Genomic DNA, 24,209 nt, shown 5'->3' with positions numbered 1-24,209 from the left:
GGCTTCCTCTTTTTTTAGATCCCATATTTCGCTTCATTCGCTGAAATCGGGAGCTCCGAAAACGTAACTTTCCCGGTACCGGTAGCCGACGACCGCCATCAACAGCACGATCGCAGCGTTCAGCACGAACGGGAAATCGGCCGAACCGGACTTCCCGAACAGCCCGGTCAGCAGATCGACGATAAAAGGGCACAGCAGGATCGCCAGGTAATTGACCGACATCACCAGCGCCAGCGCCAGCGTCGTATTTTTCGAATCGGCCGTCCGGACGCTCTTGTCGTAAACCAGCGGCTGGATAACCCCGTAGCCGATCCCCGCGACGAAACATCCCAACCCGATCGTCCACTCGTATTTGAACAGGTAGATTAGCAGCAGCCCGGCGCAAATCAGCAGCAGCGGCAGGAAAACGGTCGCATTCTTCAATTTGCGGATAATCCAGGTGATAAACAGACCGGGCAGCATGATCGCCAGGAAAAAAAGCGAAATCATCACGCCGGAAGCCGAACTGCTCAGCGTATAGTGCTGCATCAGGAAAGGCAGGTTGAACGTGACCACGAGTACGACGTAAGTAGCCAAAAAATAGAGCAGCATCAATCCTACGAGCCGCGGCACGTCGATCCCGGGCAACCATTTTACAGCCCCGATAGCCGCATCCGTCGGAGAAGCGGGAACCGCAGGTATCGTCGCGGCCTCCCCCCGATCCGGCTTGTATTTCCGCAACGAAAGCGTCATCAGCAGCGCGACTCCGGGCAGCAGGTAGACCAGAAACGGGTAATGCCAGTCGACCGTCGCCAGCCAGCCGGTCAGCGACGTGGCGAGCACCAGCGTAACGTTGCTGATCGACGAACTGATCCCTAGCTGACGGGTACGGTAGGCTCCGGTGAAATGGTCTGCGATCAGTCCGGTCGACAGCGGGATCACCATCCCGGCTCCCACCCCGAGCACGCAGTTGATAAAAATCAACAGCACGATGTTCTTTGCGAACAGGCTGAAAAAACCGCTGATGCAGAACAACGCGAGTCCCGTGTAAAGAATCAGCAGCTTGTTCCTGCTCACCGACAGCTTACCGGCCAGCAGGACGAACGGAATGATCAGCAACGACGGCAGCGAGGTAAGCATCTGGATTTCGAGATCGGTCGCGTGTTTGAAAATTTTATCCAGATCGCCCAGAATCGGCGATATGGCCAACCCCGGCAGGGAAACCACCGCCGAAACCGACCAGATTGCCACCAGTACATTCAGGGGAATCGTACCCCGTCCCGTTTGTATTTTCAGCATAACCTTCGTCGCTAATTAAATAAGATTTAGAAATTGTACTGCACGATCGCCTGAACGCGGTTGGCGTGCCCCTGCTCCTTGTCCATGTTCCGGCGCGTTCCGTAAAGGTAAGCGGCTCCCAATTGACAACTTTCGGTCAGGTTATAGAACAGATTCACCGACAAGTAATTGGCTATCTGATAAGTATTCGCGTCGCGGTAGTCGTTCCGGCTGAAAACCTTCACGCCGCTGTAAGCCGCGGTGGCCAACCATTTCGAAGAGAACATGTACTGGGCCCCGGCGATCCAGCTCATCATCGGCAGCGCCTGCAGACTGTTCGGCCGTTTGGGATTGACCACCAGGTCGAGTCCCGTGCCGGCTATATCCTGAATATAAGCCGCGATCCCCTCGCCGTAGAGGAACTGCATGTAGGTCGTCAGTCGTTTGCCGGCCTGGATCGAGCCGCTCAACTGGGTTCCCCATCCGAAAACCGATTTGGTGGCATCCGACTGGTCGTCGTAATAGAACATATCGCGGAAAATGGCCGATGCGCGCAAGTGGCTCCGCCCTTTGTTCCAGCTATACTGGAAATAGAGCGGGAAATCGGGCATCCGCTGCGGGATCGAACTCATATCGCTCGCCAGCGACGCGCTGAGATTCGGCATTTCGGCGGCGACCGCCATCGACCAGTGATCGTTGAATTTCCGGGTATAACGGATCATCGTGTTATACACCATCGGATAGCCGTTCGGCCCTTCGAAGTCTACCGTCGAAGGCGATGCCCCGAGGTCGCAGAACGTCGTGAAACGGCGTCCGATCGAGAATCCGGCCAGTTCGATATAAGCCATATTCAGACTGAACCCCAGGTTATTCGATTCCCGGAAATCGGCCTGAATGTAACCGACGATCGGCCCGAGCTTGCCGGCATGGGCGATCGCCTTGAAATACAGGGTAGAAGTCGACGGATCGAGCTGGAACTGCTGACGTTGTTTCGGCGAATTCGGCACGGGAATGGCCGACGTTACGAAATCGAGATCGTTGGCGATCCCGTCGAAATCGTACGAAAGACGCGTGTTCACGTTACCGCCGATACCGAAGATCATCTTCTGGTCTTTACCCGAAATGATGAACTTGGGCAGACCGGTCTGGCGAAACCCCTTTTCGATCGTCGAATAGTACAGATCGATCACCTGGGTCGCCGACATCGTGTCCACTTCGGCCCCCCGGCGGTTGATAAAAAGCACATCGGGTTTCGCATTGTTCTTCAGCACCTGGGCCTGCAGGCCCTCCGAAAAGAAACATGCGATGATCGCTGCTGCAAAAAGTATACAATGTTTCATAATTATGGAATTTAAATTGGTTTCGGGCATACGCGTCCTCGGACGGTCTCCGTAAACTCAATTATTGTGCCGATCCCCGCCCCGCAAATACGAAACAGGGCGTCCCGACAGGAACGCCCCGGATAATAAATTATTAAAGAATTACCGCTGTACGGCAACTCCGGCCGACAGCAACGCTTCGTCGGGAGCAAAAGGAATCGTCTCGAACTCCCGGCGGTCGCCGAGCCCGAAACGCAGGTAGGTGATCGGCAGCCCTTCCTGCAAAAAACGCTGTTCGTAAGTGGTTTTGATCGACAGCACCTCGTCGGCGAATCCCGTCCCGTAAATATCGTCGCAGCAGGCGGCGACCGGAAGTCCGTTGCCCCGGGCCAGATTTTTCGTATATTCGTGCAGGTGAACCGAATCGGTCTTCAGATTGATCATGCCGCCCTCGCGCAGAAAGCGGGCGTACATAGCCAGAAATTGCGGGGCGGTCAACCGTTTTTTGATCCGGTTTTTGTTCAGTTGCGGATCGGGAAACGTGATCCAGATCTCATCGACTTCGCCGGGAGCGAAACACGAATCGATGAATTCGATCCGCGTACGCAGGAAAGCCACGTTCTTCATTCCGTTCTCCGTCGCGGTCTTGGCCCCGCGCCACAAGCGGGCGCCTTTGACGTCCACCCCGATAAAATTCCGTTCCGGGAAACGTTCGCCCAACGCCACGGTATATTCGCCGCGCCCGCACCCCAATTCCAAAACGATCGGTCGGTCGTTCCCGAAAAAATCGCGGTTCCACTTCCCTTTCAACGCATAATCTTTCCGGAAAACCTCCTCGAACCCAGGCTGAACGACACAACGGAACGTGGCATTCTCCGCAAAACGTCTGATCTTATCTTTTCCCATTCGATCCTCTTCGACTGATCCGGAAACCGATCCGGTATTCCGGGAATCTCTACTCAATAAATATCCATTCCGACGGCAGCAACGCCCTCCACCTCTTCGCCGGGCATCAACGGCTCGAACTGAAACAGGTAACTGCCCGGCCGCGACAGGCACACCCCGCTGCGGTAAGCCTGGCTGACGTCCCGGTAAAGCCCCAACCCCGGATGCCCGTCCGGCACGTGCACCACCACCGTATCGCGCCAGCGATACCCGGCAGGCGTTACGGTGGTCACGGCCAATACCAACCGGTCGTAACTGAAATTACTGCCGTACCGCACGACGACATCCATCGTCCGCAGCGACGCGGTATCGGTATTCTCGAAACTGACGGCGACCCGCTCCGACCGGTTCCATCCGTACTGATCGGTTTCCGCCACCGAAGCCTGCTGCGGCGCGAGGCATGACACCATAGTCGCCAGGCAAACCAGTCCCGGCAACCTCCGGACGATTTTACTCGCCGGCGCCACCTTTTTCCTGTTTTCCGCCGCCGGACTGCTGTCCGTCGCGGTTCTGTCCTCCGTTCGGATTGCGACGGCGATTACGGCCGTTGTTGCGACGCGGCGCATCCTCGCGGGCCGCCGGAGCGCCCCCGGCCGCATCGGCCGGAACGCGCTGTTTGCGGGCAGGTTGCTGACCTGGCGCCGGTTTATCGGAACGCCGGTTTTCCGGTTTCCCCGAAGCCGGCTTCTGCTCCCTCGCCCCTTTCGGCGATCCGGAACGGGTATCGCCGCTCTGACTCGCTCCGGCCGGCGCTTTCCGCTTTTTACGGTTTTTGCGCCGTCCTTGCTGCTTATCGAAACGGGTCAGGCTCTCTTCGCCCACCACGTTGGCAAACGTCGGTTCGATATCGACCGATACGGGCGAAGCGTCGCTCAACCGTTCCGGCTTGTTTCCTTTCTGGTTCATCCGGATCACCTCGCGCACCCGTTCGACCGGCAGCGCAACCAGATTCGCCTGCGATCCCGGATCCGTCGCAAACCACATCGTGCGCTCCAGAATATCGCTTTTCACCAGGAAGTAATCGCCTTCGATCGTCTGCAACGGCTGGTTGACGCGCGGGAAATCCTTGCGGGCGTCCAGGTACGTATCCAGTTCGTACACCAGACAGCACTTCAGCTTGCCGCACTGTCCGGCCAGTTTCTGCGGGTTCAGCGAAATCTCCTGATGCCGCGCCGAGTTGGTCGTCACCGATACGAAATTCGAGATCCACGACGCGCAACACAGCTCCCGGCCGCAGGACCCCAGCCCGCCGATGCGCCCGGCCTCCTGCCGCGCCCCGATCTGCTTCATCTCGACCCGGATGCGGAACTGCTCGGCGAAAACCTTGATCAACTCGCGGAAATCGACCCGTTCGTCGGCAATGTAATAGAAAATAGCCTTGATCTTATCGCCCTGGTATTCGACGTCGCCGATCTTCATATTCAGGTTCAGGCTGGCCGCGATCTGGCGCGAACGGATCATCGTTTCGTGCTCGAGACCGATCGCCTCCTGCCACTTTTCGATGTCGTAAGGTTTCGCCTTGCGGTAAATTTTCTTGAATTCGCCGTTCTGCGGATTGAACCCCACGCGCTTCATCTGCCGGGCTACCATATCGCCGGTCAGCGACACGATCCCGATGTCGTGTCCGGGCGAGGCCTCGACGGCCACGATGTCGCCGCGCTTGAGCGGCAGGCCGTTGACATTCCGGTAATAACTCTTCCGCGTATTCTTAAAGCGCACCTCGAAAATATCGTCCGGAAAAACTTCCGGCATGCCCTCGAGCCAGTCGTAGGCATGCAACTTAAAACAGCCCGAACAGGGCGACGCCGAAACCTCTCCGCCGCACCGGCAGAACTCGCAGCCCCGTCCGATGTCGAGCGTCGATTTCGCATCTTTATTTTTACACTCTTTGCAATCCATCCGAATATATGTTGTTAGGCGCTTCCCGGATCATTTCCGGCCGGGAACGTCTTTCGTAAAAAGACCGGCCGGAGCACCGAAAGCGCCGGTAATTTGCACCTTCTGCCCGCAATAGCACAAAAGTAATAAATTTTTCCGGATTGCCGTTTTCCCGGCGATCCGGAAAACGGAGAACCGTTTGCGAAAACCCGATTTTCGCTTATCTTTGGGAAAGCGGCACACCGTTTGCCGCGACGACTTTAAAAACTGCGCTTATGGAGATCATTCACGACACACAGCGCCGCCGGTTCGAAATCGACGGCGAAGGACACCGGGCCTACCTCGAGTACGTCCCGGTCGAAGGAGGGATCGACATCGTCCACACGATCGTATCGCCGATGCTCGGAGGCCGCGGCTACGGCTCCCGGTTGGTACGCAACGCGCTCGACTACGCCCGCGACAACGGGCTGAAAGTAATCCCGTCCTGCTCGTTCGTCGGAGTCTATCTGGAAAGACACCCGGAGTACAAGGCACTGCTGTTTAAATAGGCTCTCCCGACCGGTTCTGTTGCGTATCGAAAAAACGCCGAAAAAAAAACAAATGGTACTCGACCGCGCTGCGCCAGTAATCGTGCGTATGTTGTCCGGGCCGCACGATGTAGTCGTGGGAAATATGATAATACAGCATCTGCTCGTGGAGCTTCCGGTTGACCTCGAAAAAATAGTCTTCCGTCCCGCAGTCGATCACGATCGCCAATTGTCCCGGCTGCAAGCCGTAATCGACCGGCCGGGCTTTCGTCGAGGCCACCTCCCGGTTCGCATCGGTAAACGGCACCACGCGGTACAGTTGACTGAGTACGGTATGTTCGTCCCACACCGCCCGGTTTTCGGCATACGGACCGAGTTGCTCGCTGATTTTCCAATTGTTCGGGAAAGGCCGGATATCGACTCCGCCGCTCATCGACCCGCACGCGCCGAAAACGTCCGGATGCCGGAAAGCGAGCCATAGAGCGCCATGCCCGCCCATACTGTACCCCGTAATCGCCCGCCCGCGGCGGTCGGGCAACGTCCGGTAATGCGCATCCACATAAGCCACCAGTTCCGTCCCGACATAAGTCTCGTAACGGCTGCGGGGATTGACCGGACTGTCCCAATACCAGCTCGACTCGCCGTCCGGACATACGACGATCACCCCGAAAGCGGAAGCCGTCTGCGGCAGTTCGGGTTTCGTTTTACGCAACCAGCTGTCGTACCGATTATTATACCCGTGCAATAGATACACCACCGGGTAACGGCCGACGGCGTTCCGACCGTACCCGGCCGGCAGGATCACGACGTTTTTGATCTTCTTGTCCATCGAAGGACTGTAAACCTCCACCGTATCGACCGTCTGCGCCCGCACGGACGCCGCGGCCAACAATACCGCCGCAAACAGGACGGCGCATTTTCGCATACTTTTCATACCGATCATTCCGATTTTGTCGGCAAAAATAAGAATTTACCCTCGAACGGCATCGGATCGAAACGAAAAACCCGCTTCTGATGAAGCGGGTTTTTCGAAAACGGAACGCACAAACGTTACCACATATAGATCGCCACATCGCCCGGATCGACGTTCATCGCCGGAGTATAATCTCCGGCCGATACGATCGAACCGTCTTTCAGAATACGTTTTACGGACGGATCGGCCGAGAAGATCAGCCTCATCGGCTGCTGATAATCGCGGTTGACGATCACCAGGAACGTGCGACCGTCGTTTTCCAGCAGCGAAATCACGGCTCCCAACCCTTCCGTTTCGAGAACGTCGACCGGTTCGGGCAACTTGGTCAGCCGCTGCGTACCGCGCGGAATCGTTTTGCCGGTATGGCGCACCCATTTGACCTTCGCCCCGGCGAAAACGCCCGACAGCGCCTTGATCTCCCCGTTCACCTGCCGCACCAGATCATAGGCGACCGTCCGCCTGCCGTCCAGGCCGATCGGTCCGAACTCGTAGTCGAAACCCTCCGAATTCACGGGCGTCCAGTAAGTGAAATACTGCAGGCCTTGTGCGCCGTAAGCCAAGTCGCTGAACATCTGCAGCCGCAGCGTGGCGAGGGTCGGATGCGGGTATTTCCAATGCTTGGTAGCCATGGCGAACGCCCAGAAATCCTTGCCGGCCTTTTTCGATTCGTCCGAAAACTCCTCGAGGTTCTCGTACCATTCCGGCTTCATGCCGTCGTACGTGATCGGATAGTGGTCGAACGACAGGAACTGCATCGGCACCTCCCGATCGAACCGCGACACGTACTCGCGGTAACTTTGAACGCCCAGCGCATCGAGATGCTCCTTGCCGCCGTTCGGGAACAGGTTCAAATAACAAAAATGCTTGTCATCGACCGCCTGCACCTTCCGGGCCCATTCGCCCAATGCGGGGAAATCGCTGCTGAGCGGTTCGTCGCGCAGGAAATATCCGGCCAACGCCGGATGTTTCATAAAGCGTTTCACGGTAGCCTCCGTATCGTTGCGTAATTCGGGACAGGCGGCGATTATCTTAACCCCTACTTTTTGGGCCGCATCGAGCGCCTTCACGACCTCGTCCGCATTGGAATACCCCCTGAAATTGAGGGTAAATCCGGCGTCCTTGAGCTCCTGGAACCGTTCCACCTTAGCTTCGTCGGCCGGAATGCCGTACCAGGCCAAGATCGGAATCTCCTTCTGCGGCAGCTTCGGCTGGGCGCCGAGGATTCCGGCCCCCAGCAGCGTCGCGGCACAACACAGCAACAGCGTATTTATCCGTACTCTTTTCATCCTATTGCAGCATATAAATTACGGCATCCCCCGGCTCGACCATCAACGTCGAAGAGTAGAGCGACGCCGGAACGATCGAACCGTCTTTCAGAATCCGCTTCGCCGACGGATCGAGTTCGATATCCAATTGCATCCGGTCGTTGAAATCGCGGTTGACGATTACCAGGAACCGGTTGTCTCCGTTCTGCAATTCGGAAACGACGGCGCCGGTTCCGGTCGTTTGCAGCTTCTTGACCGACGCGGGCAGCTCCGCCAACGGAGTAGTTCCCTGCGGAATCGTATCGCCGGTATGACGTACGGACAGCACTTTCGCACCGAGGAACACGCCGGTAAGCGCCTTGATCTCACGGTTCAATTCCGTCACCTTGTCATAGACGTCGGTACGCTTGCCGTCCAGACCGATCGGCCCGTGGTGGAAATTCCAATTCGGGTTCTTTCCCGGAGTCCAGTAAGTAAAATACTGCAACCCCTGGGCCCCGTAAGCCAGGTTGCTGAACATCTGCAACCGCATCTGGGCCAGATCCGGGATCGGATACGGATCGTGCGCGGTCGCCAGCGAGAAGGCCCAGAACGGTTTCCCGGCCAGGCGCGCTTCGTCCGAGAAGATCTCCAGATTCTCGTAATAATCCGGACGCAGCGTCCGGCCTACGACCGGATAATGGTCGAACGACAGCAACTGCAACGGCACCTCCTGATCGAAGCGGTGCACGTAATCGCGGTAGCTGTCGGCTTTCAACGCCTCCAGGGAAGCGTACGTGGGCAGCAGGTTCAGGTAGCAGAAATGCGCGTCGTCGGTGGCGCGGATCCGTTTCGCCCACTGGCCCAGCTCGGCGAACGACTCGGTGTTCGGCTCGTCGCGCAGGAAATAACCCGCCGTCGCCGGATGGTTCATAAAGCGTTTCACGGTCGCTTCGGGTTCCTTTTCGAGCTCCGGGCACGAAACGATCAGTTTGACGCCGGCCGCCTGCGCCGTATCCAGCGCCCGCTGCATCGCATCGGCATCGGGGTAACTGGTAAAACTGTGTGTGATCCCGGTTTCCTTCATTTCGCGGAAACGTTCGAGCGTCGTACAGTCGGACGGGATGCTGTGCCAAGCCAGGATCGGCATTTCGCCGGTCGCCTGCAGTTTCGGCCAGACAGCCTGTTCCGCCACCTGCTTCTGTCCGGAATTACAACATCCGGCCAGACCGGCAGCCAATAGAGACAGCAAGAAGATTTTTTTCATCGGTCTAAGTTTTAGTATTTTATGAATATTCTGATTTCAAATTTAATAAAATTTCCGCAATCGACGGAATAAACGCCTCATTTTTATCTCCATACAAAAACGGAGGCGTTTACATGCCTCCGTTTCCGTCGATCGCGACCGTCCGGGCTATTCCACCGTAAAGGTATATTTGCCCGAACGCACCGTATATTCGGCGTAATCGTCCTTCATGCCGTTATAAACGATATTCCCGTCTTTCTTACCGGTTCCGTCCGTGCGAACGGCCGAAGGGGCTTTCGCATCCGGTACGCACACCGTAGCCGTACAGCCTACCGGCACTTCGACCGTCATCGTAAACCGACCGCCCCGTTTGCTCCAGTCGACCGACGCTTGCCCGTAAGGAGTCGCCGTGGCGTACTTCGCCCAGTCGATCTGCGATACCGGCTGCGGGCGAAACACGATATGACGGTAACCGGGCTGCGACGGGTCGGCGTTCAGGCCGGCCAGTTTGCGGTAGAACCAGGTCAGTGAACCGCCGAACATCGGATGGTTGCGCGAATTTTCGCCGTTCCACTGTTCCCAAGTCGTCGTGGCGCCCTGGTCGATCCAGTGACCGAAACTCGGATAGTCCCGTTTGTTCATCGCTTCGTAAGCCAATTCGCCCAATCCGTTCTCGGCCAGCACCTCGAAGAAGAACTGGGTGCCGAAAATGCCGGTATCCAGATGACCTCCGTTATCGAGAATATCCTGCCTGAGCGACGCCACTACCCGGTCGCGGTATTCGTCGGGAACCCCGATCCGCAATGCGAAAATATTTCCTCCGTAACGGCCGTAAGTTCCTTTCTGCGGATCGTAGAAACGCTTGTGGAAAGCGGCAGCCGTCCGGTCGGCCAGCTCACGGTAGGCCTTTGCATCGTCCGTTTTGCCGAGCGCTTCGGCTGCGCGGGCCGTGTAATCGGCGCAACGCCACAGGTAGAACGTATGCACCATTTCCGCAGGCGGAAAATCGAAGGCCGGACACCAGTCGCCGAGGTTCATCCACTGGTTCGGCGTTTGCATCAGCATGACGCCGTCGTCGCCCACCCAGTTCTGCATGAAACGGATCTGCTCCTTCATCGCGTCGTAATTGCCGGCCAGCAGGTCGCGGTCGCCGTAGTGCACGTAGAATTCCCACGGCATGATATTCATCGCGGCTCCCCACGCCACGCCGCCGCCGCAGCCGGGCTGCCACGGCGCGCCGTTAGGCACGTAACCCGTCTCCGGATTCTGCGCCCCCCACATGTCGCGGATCCACTTGTTGTAAAATGCCGCGGCATCGAGGTTATGCATCACCGTCACACACGCGACCTGCCCGTCGCCCGTATAGGCCGAACGTTCGCGGTGCGGGCAGTCGCTCGCCACGCTGCCGTGCATGTTATCGGTCTGACTGCGCCACCAGATCCGATTGATCGTATTGAACAGCGGATTGGAACACTCGAAACAGCCGGTCGTAGCCACGTCCGAATATACCGCCTCGGCCGTCACCTGTTCCGGACGCAGTTCTCCGGGCCAGCCGCTGAGTTCCACTTCACGGAATACATACCACGTAAAACGGGTGTGGTACGACTCGGGGCCGCCGCCCTTCATCGTATAGCTGTTCGAACCGACCGGAGATTCGCAGATATAACGGATATCGATCTTCTGCCCGGGTTCGCCCCGAACGTCTTTCAGATGCAGCCAGCCCGAAATTTCCTGTCCGAAATCCACTTTGTAACGACCTTCGCCGAGTTTTTCGATCTTCACCGGTTCGAGCCGTTCCATCACCCGGTCGGCCGGACCGTTCTGGGCGACGAGCTTCCCTTCGGGCGCTTTGCGCAGCGCGACCGGCTGCCAGGCCGAGTCATCGAATCCCGGAGCGCACCACCCCGGCTGTTCGCGGCGGGCGTCGTACTGTTCGCCGGAATAGACCCCGTCGGAGACGATCGCGCTTTCGGACGCTTTCCACGACCCGTCGCTCAATACCACGTCCTGCGTTCCGTCCGCATAGGTTATATGCAGTTCCCCGAAAAAGCGGGGCGACCCGAACGCCATTACCCAATGGATCTTCGCATTGTAGAAACCGTTGCCGAGAATCGCTCCGAGCACGTTTTCGCCGCGGCGCACCCGGTCGGTCACGTCGTATCCGACGTACATCACCCGGTACTCCCTGAAATTATCCTCGACCGGGATTCCGCGCTTTTCGAGCCCGGGACGCTTGCCGTAATTGGTCAGGTTCGGAGCCAACACGTCGTCGCCGACTTTTTCGCCGTTTATATACAACTCGAAATAACCGAGGCCGGTTCCGTAGAAGTAAGCCGAAGCGACCTCCTTATCCACGCCGAACGACTTGCGCAGCAACGGGGCCGGGGGCGGCACATCCTTGCCCAGGGCCTCCAGCGACTCCTCGCCCTGCCACGGCGCGCCGATCCAGCGGCATTTCCACTCCGACGGATCGAGGATACCCATATTCCAGCGGGCCGGTTCGCTCCACGCCGATACGTTGCCCTTCCCGTCCCACACGCGCACCCGCCACCAGCAGGTCTCGCGCGACTGCAACGGCTTTCCCGCATATTTCACCAGCGTGGACTGCGGACTTTTTACTTTCCCGCTGTTCCACAGATCGGCCGTCCCGTCCCGCAACGCTTTTTCGGTAGAGGCCACCTCGATCTGGTATGCTCGCTGCTCCTGGCCGCGAAGGCCTGCGGCAGCGGTATTGATCCACGACAAGCGGGGATGCTGCGCGTCTACGACCGACGGGTCGATCTGGTATTCGCAGGTCAGTTTTCCGGGAACGATTCCGGCGCTTCCGCGCGCCGCGGACGACGCGCCGGAAACGACCAGACAGGCCGCCAGTAGCAGGCCCGCAACTTTTGCACTCAGTTTTTTCATAAATTCGGTTATTTAGGTTTTCCGCATCCTCCCGCGGTCATAAAATCGGGGAGTTCGACAAAATTACCATTTTTCGCGGATTTTCCGAACGATTTCGACAGGCATAAAAAACGGAGGGAAAAATTTCCCTCCGACAAACATTATTTTCGAAAACAGCGACGAAGCTTTCGAAATACCCTACCACTCTTCGCCGTCCGGCTCGGGCTTTCCCGGCAATCCGTCGCGAAACCCCATCGAAGCGTGCGTCCCGTCGCAGTACGGCTTGTTGGACGACTGGCCGCAACGGCACAATGTCACCCGGTTGCGGATCTCGTAGACAAACCCGTCTTCGCGTTGAATCGGAATGCCGCCGCGCACCCACAACGCGCCGCTACACCCGCGCTGCGGATCTTCCAACAGGCCGAGCGAAGGTTCGAAATGCGGTTCGTGCGGATGGCTGGCGTCGAGCCACGCCGAAAGACGTCCGGCCGGACAACGGTCCGCCTCGCGGATCGTCAGGTCGCGGGCGCGTTCGCCCTCCTCCTCTACCAGATTCCACACCTGCCCCTTCGCATCGCAGAAACGGGCGAAAGCGCAATACTCGCGGTTATCGGTCAACGCCACTTCCGGACCGCCGAACGACTCGGCTTCATCCAGCAGCGGTTCTTCCGATGCGGTAAGCGACGGGTCCCAGTCGGTATGCACGTGCGAACCGTCGCAGTACGGCTTGGTCTTCGACGCGCCGCAACGGCACAGCGCCGTCGGTTCGTCTTGGGTAGCATACTCTTTGCCCGCCTTGTAATACCAGATTTCGCCTTCGCGGTTCGGCAACATGAATTGTTGTTTCAGTGGCGGCTGTCCGTAAACCAGATAGGGCCCTTCCTCCATAACGGTGATATGAAACCGGTCGGGGGCCACTTTCGTGCCCGGTTGTACATTGAACTTTTCCATGTGATTGATGTGTTTAAAAATCGTTTACGGATTTTCGAACGTGCAACAATCATACCCGTCGGCCGGAAGAGGGATAAAATACGCGTCTTTCGCTGCGCAGGAACAGAATCGCCACAACGGCCGCCAGCAGGTCGGCGGCCGGGATCGATAGCCACACTCCGGTCAGGCCGAACCAGCGCGAAAAGAAATAGAGCGCCGGGATCAGGAAAATCACCTGTCGGGACAACCCCATGAAAACGGCCTTCTGAGCCTTGCTGATCGACTGCAGGAATACCGAAACGACGATCTGAAAACCGTCCAGAAACAACAGGCAGTACCCCAGCCGCATCCCGTGCACGGCCATAGCCGTCAGATCGGGATCGTCGGTAAAAGCCCTGACGAGCCAGCGGGGAAACAGTTCGGAAGCGAGGAAACCGACCGTAACGATCAGCGTGGCGATCCGGATCGTCAGCAGCAGCACATCTTTGACCCGTTTGTGTTTTCCGGCGCCGTAATTGAAGCCGACGATCGGCTGCATCCCCTGGCAAAGCCCGAGCACGCACATCACGATCAGCATACCGAAGCTGTTGATGATGCCGAATGCTCCGATCGCCAGGTCGCCCCCTTCGCGCACCAGTTGGTTGTTCATGATGATGTTGACGACGCTTGCCGCCAGGTTCATCAGGAACGGGGCCATGCCGATCGAAACGATGTTGCGGATGATCCGGGCCTTCGGCCGGAAACAACCGACCCGGAAATGCACCTGGTGTTTGGTGTTGAAAAAGTGACTCATCACGAACAACATGCTGACAAACATCGAGATGACCGTCGCGACGGCCGCCCCCTCGATCCCCATATTCAATCCGAAAATGAAGACCGGATCGAGGATCACGTTCAGCCCGACGCCGATCAGAATCGTGTACATCGACTTGCGCGGATAACCGGTGGCCCGCATCACCCCGCTGAAACTGTAACTGAGGTTCGACAGGACGCTCCCCGGAATCACGATCCGCAGGTAATCCTTCGCATACGGGATCGTCTGCGCGCTGCCGCCGAACGCCAACAGGATATCGTCCAAGTAGAGCATCGAAAAAGTAATCAGCACCGCCGAAAACAAAAACGTCAGCACGAAAGCGTTCCCCAGGATATTACGCGCCCAACGCACATCATTCATTCCCAGCACGATGGATATCCGAGCCGACGCGCCAACGCCGACCAGCGTACCGATCGCCATCACGAGCGTCATCAGCGGGAAAGTCAACGCCAGCCCCGAAATCGCCAACGGGCCCACGCCCTGCCCGATAAAAATTCTGTCGACGATGTTGTACAACGACGCCATCACCATCCCGATCACCGCCGGAATGGAATAATCGAGTAATAACTTCCCTACGCGCTCCGACCCGAGCCGGGCCGTCGCTTGATCCATCTGCACTGCCATATTTCGTTTTTTTCTGATACGCCGTTCCGGAGAGGACGGCCGAGACAGGACAAAGATACCGAATTTCAACCGAAAAATCCGCAATTTCACCTATAATATATTGCATATTCCACAGAAATGATTAGTTTTGTATGCGTAGGGCCGTATCATACAAGTACTAACGAATTCTATTCGGAAATCATGAAATCCGTAAAAGTCCTGCCGACGCTGTCGATCCTGTTGCCGGCGGTTTCCGTTGCGCAGGCGGCGCGTCCGCTGCGGGGAATCCGCATCGTCAGTCCGGCAAATCCCGTAACGATCTACCTGAACGGCGAGCGGGTCTTGTCCGTCACCAACAGTTGTTTCATCGCCAACCTGAAAAGCGGCGACTGCCGGATCGAGGCCTACGACGGGTACGGCGACAATAAACGCGACGGCAGTCCCGTTTTTTCAGAAATCGTACGTCATTCGGGCCGCGAGGTCACCGAAATCAGCGTCGAAAACCGTAGCCGTGCCTGTTCAACGCTCCGGCGATCGGCCGGGCGCAGTTCGGCCGGCTTGCTGAACATGATCCGGGAAGAGGCGTTCGACGCCAACAGGAACACGCTGCTGTCGACGCTGAAATTTTCGGGAAGCAAAAGCGAACTGAAAAATTTTATCGGCGGTCTATAAAATCCGGCGCGGCTCACCGGCCCAGATCGACCTCGCCGACCATGTTCATCAGGGTACGCACGCGGGCGGCGCGGCGCACCATGTAGTTCGAAGGGTTCTGTAACCGCATCCGCAGCGGATTCGGCAGCACGGTGGCGATCATCGACGCCTCGTAACGGTTCAGTTCTTTGGCACTCTTACCATACACCTCGCGGGCGGGAGCTTCAACCCCGTACATGTTCCGGCCGGTCTCGATGACATTCAGGTAGGTTTCCATGATACGGCGTTTGCTCCAGCAGCACTCGATCAGCACGGTGTAATAAGCCTCGAACCCCTTTCGCAGCCAGGTGCGCGAAGGAAAGCAGAAAACGTTCTTGGCCGTTTGCTGCGAAATGGTGCTTCCGCCGCGGAGGCGCTTACCCTCGCGGTTCTCGTCGAACGCCTGGTTGATCGCCTCCCAGTCGAAACCGTTGTGCGTAGCGAAATTATTATCCTCGGTGGCGATTACCGCCTGTACGACCGACGGATTGATCCGGTCGAATGGCACCCAATTTGAATGCACTGAAAAACCGTCCTGCGTGAAATTCTCGAAGAAACGGAGCACCTTCAGCGGCGTGACCGTTACCGGCACCGCCCGAAGCAACAGCACCGAGCAAATCGAATAGGTCACAAAAAACAGCGACAGATAAACTACCAACCGCAGCAAGTAGCGCATAATCAAGATTTACAGACAATTAATTTTCAAAAAAACACATCCGAAACGAGAAAACGCTCTGGAGCATTCGGGCAAAAATAATATAATTTTTCACATTTCATAGTGAAAAAATGAGCAAATTATTCAATTTAAAATAATCGCTGTATATTTGCACGAAATTACAGAGAAGGGAAAAACTTTTAGGAAAATTATTCCAACAAATCGTTTTTAAAAATGGCACAAAAAAAATTTATCACCTGTGACGGAAACTACGCAGCCGCCCACATCGCTTATATGTTCAGCGAGGTAGCGGCGATCTATCCGATCACTCCGTCGTCCACGATGGCAGAATATGTCGACGAATGGGCGGCAAGCGGACGTAAAAACATTTTTGGGGAGACAGTCAAAGTCGTTGAGATGCAGTCCGAGGCAGGAGCCGCCGGCGCAGTGCACGGTTCGCTCCAGGGAGGTGCTTTGACCACTACGTTCACCGCTTCTCAGGGGTTGCTGCTGATGATTCCGAACATGTACAAAATAGCCGGGGAGCTGCTTCCCTGCGTATTCCACGTATCGGCGCGGGCGCTCGCAGCACAGGCCCTGTCCATTTTCGGCGACCACCAGGACGTAATGGCCGCCCGTCAGACCGGCTTTGCCATGCTGGCTTCGGGCAGCGTGCAGGAAGTGATGGATCTGGCCGGCATCGCCCACCTGATCGCCATTAAATCGCGGGTTCCGTTCATGCACTTTTTCGACGGATTCCGCACCTCGCACGAAATCCAGAAAATCGAGCTGATCGACGAGGAAGCGCTCATCAAACTACTCGACACCAAAGCGTTGGCCGAGTTCCGCAAACGGGCGTTGAATCCGGAGAACCCGGTAACGCGCGGCACGGCCCAGAACTCCGACATCTATTTCCAAACCCGCGAAGCGTCGAACCGCTTCTACGACGCCATCCCCGATCTGGTGGCCGAGGCCATGGAGAACATCAGCAAAATCACCGGCCGGGAATACAAACCGTTCACTTATTACGGCGATCCGGACGCCGAAAACGTCGTAATCGCGATGGGTTCGATCACCGAAACGATCAAGGAGACGATCGACTACATGCAGGCGAAAGGCGAAAAGGCCGGCTTGATCTCGGTACATCTCTACCGTCCGTTCTCGCCGAAATACCTGATGAACGTACTGCCGAAATCGGTAAAACGAATCTGCGTGCTCGACCGTACCAAGGAACCGGGCGCCAACGGCGAACCGCTCTACCTCGACATCAAAGACGTGCTGTACGGCACCGCAAACGCGCCGATCGTCGTAGGCGGCCGCTACGGGCTGTCGTCGAAAGACACCACCCCGGCGCAGATGCTGGCCGTTTACGAAAACCTGAAGGCCAACGAGCCGAAGGATCACTTCACGGTAGGCATCGTGGACGACGTAACGTTCACCTCGTTGCCGGTAGGCCCGGAACTGCACCTCGAAAACAAAGATACGTTCGAGGCCCGTTTCATCGGCCTGGGCGCCGACGGTACCGTTGGAGCCAACAAGAACTCGATTAAAATCATCGGCAACACGACCGACAAATACTGCCAGGCCTACTTCGCCTACGACTCGAAAAAGTCGGGCGGCTATACGGCATCGCACCTGCGTTTCGGCGACAAGCCGATCCGTTCGCCCTACCTGGTCAATACGCCGGATTTCGTAGCCTGCCACGTTCCTTCGTACCTCGGCAAGTACGACCTGCTGAAAGGGCTGAAGGACGGCGGCACATTCCTGCTGAACAGCGTTTGGGACGCGGAAACCACCAAGAAGCACCTGCCGGACGCTATGAAAAAGTACATGGCCGAGCACAAAATCAACTTCTACATCATCAACGCGACGAAAATCGCATCGGAAATCGGCCTCGGAAGCCGCACCAACACGATCATGCAGAGCGCATTCTTCAAGGTGTCGGGCGTCATTCCGTACGACAAGGCCAAGGAGGAGATGAAGAAAGCCATCTACAAATCCTACGGCAAGAAAGGCGAGGACGTGGTCAACATGAACTACGCCGCCGTAGAACGCGGGGGCAACGTGACCAAAGTGAAGATCCCGGCCGAATGGGCTTCGATCGAAGTCGTTCCGACCGAACCGGAAAACGCACCCGAATTCATCCGGAAAATCGTCCGCCCGATCGAAAGCCTCGAAGGAGACAACCTGCCGGTCAGCGCGTTCGTCGGCCGTGAAGACGGTTCGTGGGATCCGGGCACGTCGCAGTACGAGAAACGCGGCATCGCCGTAAAAATTCCGGAATGGCAGCCCGACAACTGTATCCAGTGTAACCAGTGCGCTTATGTTTGCCCGCACGCAGCGATCCGTCCGTTCCTGCTGACCGAAGAGGAAGCCGAAGCCGCTCCCGAAGGAACGAAAACGATCCAGGGCGCCGGCGCGACGAAAGCCTACAAATTTAAGATCCAGATCTCTCCGCTCGACTGTACCGGTTGCAGCAACTGCGCGAACGTCTGCCCGGCTCCGAACAAGGCCCTCGTGATGAAGCCGCTCGAAGAACAGCTCCAGAACGGCGAGGAAGCCCGCTGGGAATACATGCACCGCAAAGTCGGCTACAAAGATACCGTCGTAGACAAGACCAAGACCGTGAAGAACAGCCAGTTCTCGCGTCCGCTATTCGAATTCTCGGGCGCCTGCGCAGGCTGCGGCGAAACGCCTTATATCAAAGCGATCACCCAGTTGTTCGGTCACCGGATGATTATCGCCAACGCGACCGGCTGCTCGTCGATCTACGGAGGCTCCGCACCGTCGTCCCCTTACTGCTCCAACGACAAAGGTTTCGGGCCGGCCTGGGCTAACTCGCTGTTCGAGGACAACGCCGAATTCGGACTCGGGATCCTGTCGGGCGTCGCCAAACAGCGCGAGCGCCTTTGCATCCTGATGCGCGAAGCGATCGAAAACGGATCGACCTGCTCGGCCGAACTGAAAAGCGTAATGACCGAATGGATCGACAACCGCAAGGACGCGACCAAAAGCGAAGAGATCGCCGAACGCCTGATCCCGATGATGGAAGCCTGCAACTGCCCGATCTGCCAGCAGATCCTCGAACTGAAACACTACCTGATCAAAAAGTCGATCTGGATCATCGGCGGCGACGGCTGGGCCTACGACATCGGATTCGGCGGTCTGGACCACGTCATCGCATCGGGCAAGAACGTAAACATCCTGGTTCTCGACACCGAAGTCTATTCGAACACCGGCGGACAGTCGTCGAAGAGCACCCCGATCGGCGCCGTCGCCAAATTCGCGTCGGCCGGCAAGCGCGTCCGCAAGAAAGACCTCGGAGCGATGGCAATGACCTATAGCTACGTCTATGTCGCTCAGGTCGCCATGGGAGCCAATCACAACCAATACTTCCAGGCCATTAAAGAAGCCGAAGCTTACAACGGCCCGTCGTTGATCATCGCCTATGCGCCCTGTATCAACCACGGTATCAAAGGCGGCATGGGGCTGTCTCAGATGACCGAGAAGCAAGCCGTCGAATCGGGCTACTGGCACCTATGGCGCTACAACCCGACCCTTCCGGAACAAGGCAAGAATCCGTTCATCCTCGACTCGAAGGAACCGGACTGGTCGAAATTCCAGGAATTCATCCACAAGGAAGTGCGCTACACTTCGTTGCTGAAAACGTTCCCGAAAGAGGCCGAAGAGTTGTTCGCAGCCTCCGAGTCCGACGCCAAATGGCGTTACGACACCTACAAACGTTACGTAGCGATGGACTACTCGAACGAAAAGAAAGAGTAGCGCCTACCGTATAACGACAAAGGCGAAGGGCCGTCCCGCAATCGGGACGGCCCTTTGTTTTCGGAACGGTTCCCGGACGGCGCGGAGACGATCCGGGAACGGCGCGGAAAGGCCCGCCGCCGGGGAATTATTCGTTTGCAGGATTTTGAAGAATCGGTTTTTTTACCTAAATTTGTTTCGTTTAATTTTTCCGGAAACGAATTCACTTGAAACCAAAAATACTAACTGAATTAACAAAATGAAAGACTTGACGACAAGAGCTGCGGATAACATCCGTATCCTCGCAGCCTCCATGGTGGAGAAAGCGAAGTCGGGACATCCCGGCGGCGCAATGGGCGGTGCCGATTTCGTAAACATTCTCTATTCGGAATACCTGAACTACAATCCCGAAGACCCGCGTTACCCGTTCCGCGACCGTTTTTTCCTCGATCCGGGCCACATGTCCGCGATGCTGTATTCGGTGCTGTCGCTGGCAGGTTATTTCAAAATGGACGAACTGGCCGCTTTCCGTCAATGGGGCAGCCCGACGCCGGGACACCCCGAGGTGGACGTCGCCCGCGGTATCGAAAACACGTCGGGTCCGCTGGGCCAGGGACATGCGATGGCGCTGGGCGCAGCGATCGCCGAACGCTTTCTGGTAGCCCGCTTCGGCGAATGGATGGCGCATAAAACCTACGTGTTCATCTCCGACGGCGGTATTCAGGAAGAGGTGTCGCAGGGCGTGGGCCGTATCGCCGGCCATCTGGGTCTGAGCAACATGATCATGTTCTACGACTCGAACAACATCCAGCTTTCGACGAAAGTGGACGAAGTTTCGACCGAAGACATCGTGGCCAAATACGAAGCGTGGGGCTGGAACGTCATCAGCATCGACGGCAACGACGCCGCCGAAATCCGCCAGGCGCTGAACCGCGCGATCGCCGAAACCGAAAAACCGACGCTGATCGTAGGCCATACGCTGATGGGCAAAGGCGCCGTCGGCAAAGAAGGCGAAGACTTCTCGAACAAGGTTTCGACGCACGGACAGCCGTTGTCGGCAGCCGGCGGCGACACGGCCAAAACGATCGCCAACCTCGGCGGGGACCCGGAAAAACCGTTCCAGATCTTCAAAGACGTCGAAGAGCTGTACGCCCGCCGTCGCGAAGAGCTGAAAAAATGGTACGCGCTGCGTAAAGAAGAAGAATCGATCTGGCGCGCCACCAACAAAGAACTGGCCGCGAAACTCGACCAGTTCCTGTCGGGCAAGGCTCCGGATATCGACTATGCGAAGATCAACTGCGGCGACAACGTGGCTACTCGCGCCGCATCGGCCGCCGTACTGTCGTACCTGGCCGAGCATGTGGAAAACATGATCGTCGCATCGGCCGACCTGAGCAACTCGGACAAAACCGACGGATTTTTGAAAAAGACGCATGCGATGGTCAAAGGCGACTTTACCGGCCGTTTCCTGCAACCGGGCGTAGCCGAGTTCACGATGGCCTGCATCATGAACGGCATGGCGCTGCACGGCGGCGTAATTCCGGCCTGCGGAACGTTCTTCGTATTCTCGGATTATATGAAACCCGCGCTGCGTATCGCCGCGCTGCAACGCCTGCCGGTCAAATACGTCTGGACGCACGACTCGTTCCGCGTGGGCGAGGACGGTCCGACGCACCAACCGATCGAACACGAAGCACAGTTGCGCCTGATGGAACAACTGCGCAACCACAAAGGCGAACGTTCGGTCGTCGTACTCCGTCCGGCCGACAGCTACGAAACCGTCGCCGCCTGGAAAATCGCGATGGAAAACGAACGTCCGACCGCGCTGATCCTGTCGCGTCAGAATATCAAGAATCTGCCCGCAGCGAGCGGCGACCGCGCCAAGGAAGCCATGCAGGCCGTCAAGGGCGCTTATATCGTCGAAGACTGCGCCGGAACCCCGGACGTAATCTTGCTGGCGAGCGGTTCGGAAGTGGCTACGCTGATAGACGGCGCCGAAAAGCTGAAAGCCGACGGCGTGAAAGTACGCGTAGTATCGGTTCCGTCCGAAGGACTATTCCGCGACCAGAGCAAGGAGTACCAGAAGAGCGTGCTGCCGTGCGGCGTGCCGAAGTTCGGTCTGACCTCGGGTCTGCCCGTGACGCTGGCCGGCCTGGTCGCCTGCGACGGCGAAGTGTACGGTCTCGATCACTTCGGATATTCCGCTCCTGCGAGCGTCCTGGACAAGGAGTTCGGCTTCTCGGGCGAGAACGTTTACAACCAGGTGAAAGCGATGCTGAAAAAATAAGGCGACTTTTTCATAAACAAGGCAGAGAGACCGGGTTCCGCAAGGATCCGGTCTCTCTCTTTTCGGCCGACGGGCGGCGGACAGCTTACGGCAAAACAACGCGGATGGCAAACCAAGCGATTCCGATCCGTTTTCCGAATTTGTCGTAAAATAACTACCTTTGAATGACAGATACCCGAAAACCATGGCACAACCGCACAAAACCGATACTACCTCGCTGCCCGAAAACGCATACGGCGAACTCGCCCCCGGCGAAACCTACCGCCCCGTCATGCCCGACACGCCCGCACCGCGCGAAGTAACCCCTTACTCGGTCACATTCGGCATCCTGATGGCCGTCGTCTTCTCCGCCGCCGCCGCGTACCTCGGTCTGCGCGTCGGTCAGGTCTTCGAAGCCGCCATCCCGATCGCCATCATCGCCGTCGGCGTCGGCAACCTCACCGGCCGCCGCAACATGCTCGGACAGAACGTCATTATCCAGTCGATCGGCGCAAGTTCCGGGGTCGTCGTCGCCGGAGCCATCTTCACGCTGCCCGCTCTCTACATTCTGGGGCTCGAAGCGCAGTTCTACCAGATCTTCCTGTCTTCGCTGTTCGGCGGTATGCTCGGCATCCTGCTGCTGATCCCGTTCCGCAAATATTTCGTGCGCGACATGCACGGTAAACTCCCGTTCCCCGAAGCCACCGCCACGACCGAAGTGCTCGTCTCCGGCGAAAAAAAGGGAAACCAAGCCAAACTGCTCGCCGTCAGCGGACTCGTCGGAGGAGTCTACGACTTTATCATCAGTACTTTCGGCTGGTGGACCGAAGAAATATCGACCCGCATGACCGGCTGGGGCGAAGCGCTGGCCGACAAGATGAAAGTCGTTCTCAAGATCAACACCGGCGCCGCCGTCCTCGGTCTCGGCTACATCGTGGGCCTGCGGTATGCGGCCTATATTTGCGCAGGATCGTTCACCGTATGGTTCGTACTGATCCCGTTTCTCAGCCATTTCGCCGACGGGCAGACCCTCGCCGTGGGCGAAGGGATCACCACGCTGCTGCGCGACATGACGCCCGAAATGATTTTTAAAAATTATGCCCGGCATATTGGGATCGGTGGGATTGCAATGGCAGGGGTCATCGGCATCGTCCGCTCGTCGAACATTATCCGGCAGGCGCTCGGGCTGGCCGTCACCGAACTGCGCGGCCGACGCGCCGGAGCCGAAACCGCCGAACGCACCCAGCGAGACATTCCGATGAAACTGATCCTCTCGGTGCTGATCGCCGTACTGGCCACGACGTTCATCTTTTTCCGCTTCGGACTGCTGGACAACTGGCTCCACGCGGGCATCGCGATCGCCATTGTTTTTGTCATCTCGTTCCTGTTCACGACCGTCGCGGCCAACGCCATCGCAATCGTCGGCACGAACCCGGTATCGGGCATGACGCTGATGACACTAATCCTCAGCTCGCTGATACTGGTCAGCGCCGGACTCAGCGGCACGGCCGGCATGACCGCCGCACTGATCATCGGCGGCGTGGTCTGCACGGCGCTCGCCATGGCCGGCGCTTTCATCTCCGACCTGAAAATCGGCTACTGGCTCGGCTCGACGCCCGCTAAACAGGAGGGCTGGAAGTTTCTCGGAACGGCGGTCTCGGCCGCAACGGTCGCCGGCGTGATGATGGTGCTGAACAAAACCTACGGCTTCACCGGCGACGGCGCGCTGGTCGCACCGCAGGCCAACGCGATGGCCGCGGTCATCAAACCGCTGATGGAAGGCGGCGCAACGCCGTGGCTGCTCTATTTCGCCGGCGCGGCGCTGGCGCTGGTGCTGACGATGATCGGCGTTCCGGCGCTGGCTTTCGCGCTCGGCATGTTTATTCCGCTGGAACTGAACGCCCCGCTGCTGGTCGGAGGTCTCGTCAGTTGGTATGTCGGCAGCCGCAGCCGAAACGCCGAAACGAACAAGACCCGCCGCGAACGCGGAACGCTTATTGCATCGGGATTCATCGCCGGAGGCGCGCTGATGGGCGTCGTGAGCGCCCTGCTGAAATATTTCGGAGCCGACTGGTTCGCTACGGAATGGAACGGCACGACGGGAGCCGAAGTGTTGTCGCTTGCAATGTACATCCTGCTGATCGCCTATTTCGTCCGCGACAGTTTAAGAGATTCGGCCCGTAAGAACAACGGAAGTTAATACGAAAGAGATAA

At 57.6% G+C, this 24,209-nt stretch carries 17 protein-coding genes; 5 read left to right on the top strand and 12 right to left on the bottom strand.

Annotated elements, in window-relative coordinates:
* Positions 1–33: 33 nt before the first annotated feature.
* The 5 genes from C1A08_RS06480 to C1A08_RS06460 all read right to left on the bottom strand — a co-directional run bounded on the left by C1A08_RS06480 (position 34) and on the right by C1A08_RS06460 (position 5,420).
* Complete coding sequence (locus tag C1A08_RS06480) at positions 34–1,275, bottom strand: MFS transporter (protein WP_101572418.1); 1,242 nt, start codon at positions 1,273–1,275, stop codon at positions 34–36.
* Between the two features lie 29 nt (positions 1,276–1,304).
* The gene (locus C1A08_RS06475; RefSeq protein WP_055205757.1) at positions 1,305–2,597 is read right to left on the bottom strand and encodes a DcaP family trimeric outer membrane transporter; all 1,293 of its coding nucleotides are present in this window, start codon (positions 2,595–2,597) and stop codon (positions 1,305–1,307) included.
* Between the two features lie 141 nt (positions 2,598–2,738).
* Positions 2,739–3,482, bottom strand: a complete 744-nt coding sequence (gene trmB, locus C1A08_RS06470) for a tRNA (guanosine(46)-N7)-methyltransferase TrmB (RefSeq protein ID WP_101572211.1) — start codon at positions 3,480–3,482, stop codon at positions 2,739–2,741.
* Between the two features lie 53 nt (positions 3,483–3,535).
* Positions 3,536–3,958, bottom strand: a complete 423-nt coding sequence (locus C1A08_RS06465; protein ID WP_153518044.1) for a hypothetical protein — start codon at positions 3,956–3,958, stop codon at positions 3,536–3,538.
* A 13-nt stretch (positions 3,959–3,971) separates the two neighbouring features.
* Positions 3,972–5,420, bottom strand: coding sequence for a PSP1 domain-containing protein (locus tag C1A08_RS06460; protein WP_101572207.1), 1,449 nt, complete (start codon positions 5,418–5,420; stop codon positions 3,972–3,974).
* 254 nt (positions 5,421–5,674) lie between these two features.
* Here C1A08_RS06460 and C1A08_RS06450 point away from each other — a divergent pair, with 254 nt between their 5' ends.
* Positions 5,675–5,947: a GNAT family N-acetyltransferase gene (locus tag C1A08_RS06450; RefSeq protein ID WP_101572205.1), complete on the top strand. Its 273-nt coding sequence runs from the start codon at positions 5,675–5,677 to the stop codon at positions 5,945–5,947.
* Here C1A08_RS06450 and C1A08_RS06445 read toward each other — a convergent pair.
* The 6 genes from C1A08_RS06445 to C1A08_RS06420 form a co-directional block, all read right to left on the bottom strand.
* Positions 5,940–6,851 (bottom strand): alpha/beta hydrolase, encoded by a 912-nt coding sequence (locus tag C1A08_RS06445; RefSeq protein WP_101572416.1) that lies wholly within the window; start codon positions 6,849–6,851, stop codon positions 5,940–5,942. The genes C1A08_RS06450 and C1A08_RS06445 overlap by 8 nt on opposite strands.
* 125 nt (positions 6,852–6,976) lie before the next feature.
* On the bottom strand, positions 6,977–8,185 hold the full coding sequence (locus C1A08_RS06440; RefSeq protein ID WP_101572203.1) for a hypothetical protein: 1,209 nt from the start codon (positions 8,183–8,185) through the stop codon (positions 6,977–6,979).
* A gap of 1 nt (position 8,186) precedes the next feature.
* The gene (locus C1A08_RS06435) at positions 8,187–9,410 is read right to left on the bottom strand and encodes a beta-galactosidase (RefSeq protein ID WP_257937058.1); all 1,224 of its coding nucleotides are present in this window, start codon (positions 9,408–9,410) and stop codon (positions 8,187–8,189) included.
* Between the two features lie 147 nt (positions 9,411–9,557).
* Positions 9,558–12,296, bottom strand: coding sequence for a family 78 glycoside hydrolase catalytic domain (locus C1A08_RS06430; protein WP_101572201.1), 2,739 nt, complete (start codon positions 12,294–12,296; stop codon positions 9,558–9,560).
* A 177-nt stretch (positions 12,297–12,473) separates the two neighbouring features.
* Complete coding sequence (locus C1A08_RS06425) at positions 12,474–13,226, bottom strand: CDGSH iron-sulfur domain-containing protein (protein WP_101572199.1); 753 nt, start codon at positions 13,224–13,226, stop codon at positions 12,474–12,476.
* A 49-nt stretch (positions 13,227–13,275) separates the two neighbouring features.
* Positions 13,276–14,643 (bottom strand): MATE family efflux transporter, encoded by a 1,368-nt coding sequence (locus C1A08_RS06420; protein ID WP_101572198.1) that lies wholly within the window; start codon positions 14,641–14,643, stop codon positions 13,276–13,278.
* Between the two features lie 180 nt (positions 14,644–14,823).
* Between C1A08_RS06420 and C1A08_RS06415 the strand changes: the two genes are divergently transcribed.
* Positions 14,824–15,294 carry a hypothetical protein gene (locus C1A08_RS06415; protein WP_101572196.1) on the top strand — a complete coding sequence of 157 codons (471 nt, stop codon included), beginning with the start codon at positions 14,824–14,826 and terminating at the stop codon, positions 15,292–15,294.
* Between the two features lie 13 nt (positions 15,295–15,307).
* On the opposite strand, the gene mtgA is transcribed toward C1A08_RS06415, so the two are convergent.
* Positions 15,308–15,988, bottom strand: coding sequence for a monofunctional biosynthetic peptidoglycan transglycosylase (gene mtgA / locus C1A08_RS06410; protein ID WP_101572412.1), 681 nt, complete (start codon positions 15,986–15,988; stop codon positions 15,308–15,310).
* A gap of 213 nt (positions 15,989–16,201) precedes the next feature.
* Here mtgA and nifJ point away from each other — a divergent pair, with 213 nt between their 5' ends.
* The 3 genes from nifJ to C1A08_RS06395 all read left to right on the top strand — a co-directional run bounded on the left by nifJ (position 16,202) and on the right by C1A08_RS06395 (position 24,195).
* Positions 16,202–19,750, top strand: coding sequence for a pyruvate:ferredoxin (flavodoxin) oxidoreductase (nifJ, locus tag C1A08_RS06405; protein ID WP_055205740.1), 3,549 nt, complete (start codon positions 16,202–16,204; stop codon positions 19,748–19,750).
* 238 nt (positions 19,751–19,988) lie between these two features.
* Entirely contained in the window at positions 19,989–22,016 is a 2,028-nt protein-coding gene (locus tag C1A08_RS06400; RefSeq protein WP_101572193.1) for a transketolase family protein, read from the top strand.
* A 184-nt stretch (positions 22,017–22,200) separates the two neighbouring features.
* Positions 22,201–24,195 carry an OPT family oligopeptide transporter gene (locus tag C1A08_RS06395; RefSeq protein ID WP_101572191.1) on the top strand — a complete coding sequence of 665 codons (1,995 nt, stop codon included), beginning with the start codon at positions 22,201–22,203 and terminating at the stop codon, positions 24,193–24,195.
* The last annotated feature ends 14 nt before the right edge of the window (positions 24,196–24,209 follow it).

It is taken from the genome of Alistipes sp. cv1 (genome assembly GCF_900240235.1).
GTDB classification, from domain to species: Bacteria; Bacteroidota; Bacteroidia; order Bacteroidales; family Rikenellaceae; genus Alistipes_A; species Alistipes_A hominis.
This window is presented reverse-complemented; position numbering and strand designations above follow the sequence as displayed.

Coding starts and splice junctions, on each gene's coding strand:
- C1A08_RS06435 (WP_257937058.1), bottom strand. CDS start 9,410: ATGAAAAAAATCTTCTTGCTGTCTCTATTGGCTGCCGGTCTGGCCGGA.
- C1A08_RS06450 (WP_101572205.1), top strand. CDS start 5,675: ATGGAGATCATTCACGACACACAGCGCCGCCGGTTCGAAATCGACGGC.
- C1A08_RS06460 (WP_101572207.1), bottom strand. CDS start 5,420: ATGGATTGCAAAGAGTGTAAAAATAAAGATGCGAAATCGACGCTCGAC.
- nifJ (WP_055205740.1), top strand. CDS start 16,202: ATGGCACAAAAAAAATTTATCACCTGTGACGGAAACTACGCAGCCGCC.
- C1A08_RS06395 (WP_101572191.1), top strand. CDS start 22,201: ATGGCACAACCGCACAAAACCGATACTACCTCGCTGCCCGAAAACGCA.
- C1A08_RS06430 (WP_101572201.1), bottom strand. CDS start 12,296: ATGAAAAAACTGAGTGCAAAAGTTGCGGGCCTGCTACTGGCGGCCTGT.
- C1A08_RS06440 (WP_101572203.1), bottom strand. CDS start 8,185: ATGAAAAGAGTACGGATAAATACGCTGTTGCTGTGTTGTGCCGCGACG.
- C1A08_RS06420 (WP_101572198.1), bottom strand. CDS start 14,643: ATGGCAGTGCAGATGGATCAAGCGACGGCCCGGCTCGGGTCGGAGCGC.
- C1A08_RS06400 (WP_101572193.1), top strand. CDS start 19,989: ATGAAAGACTTGACGACAAGAGCTGCGGATAACATCCGTATCCTCGCA.
- C1A08_RS06425 (WP_101572199.1), bottom strand. CDS start 13,226: ATGGAAAAGTTCAATGTACAACCGGGCACGAAAGTGGCCCCCGACCGG.
- mtgA (WP_101572412.1), bottom strand. CDS start 15,988: ATGCGCTACTTGCTGCGGTTGGTAGTTTATCTGTCGCTGTTTTTTGTG.
- C1A08_RS06445 (WP_101572416.1), bottom strand. CDS start 6,851: ATGCGAAAATGCGCCGTCCTGTTTGCGGCGGTATTGTTGGCCGCGGCG.
- C1A08_RS06415 (WP_101572196.1), top strand. CDS start 14,824: ATGAAATCCGTAAAAGTCCTGCCGACGCTGTCGATCCTGTTGCCGGCG.
- C1A08_RS06475 (WP_055205757.1), bottom strand. CDS start 2,597: ATGAAACATTGTATACTTTTTGCAGCAGCGATCATCGCATGTTTCTTT.
- trmB (WP_101572211.1), bottom strand. CDS start 3,482: ATGGGAAAAGATAAGATCAGACGTTTTGCGGAGAATGCCACGTTCCGT.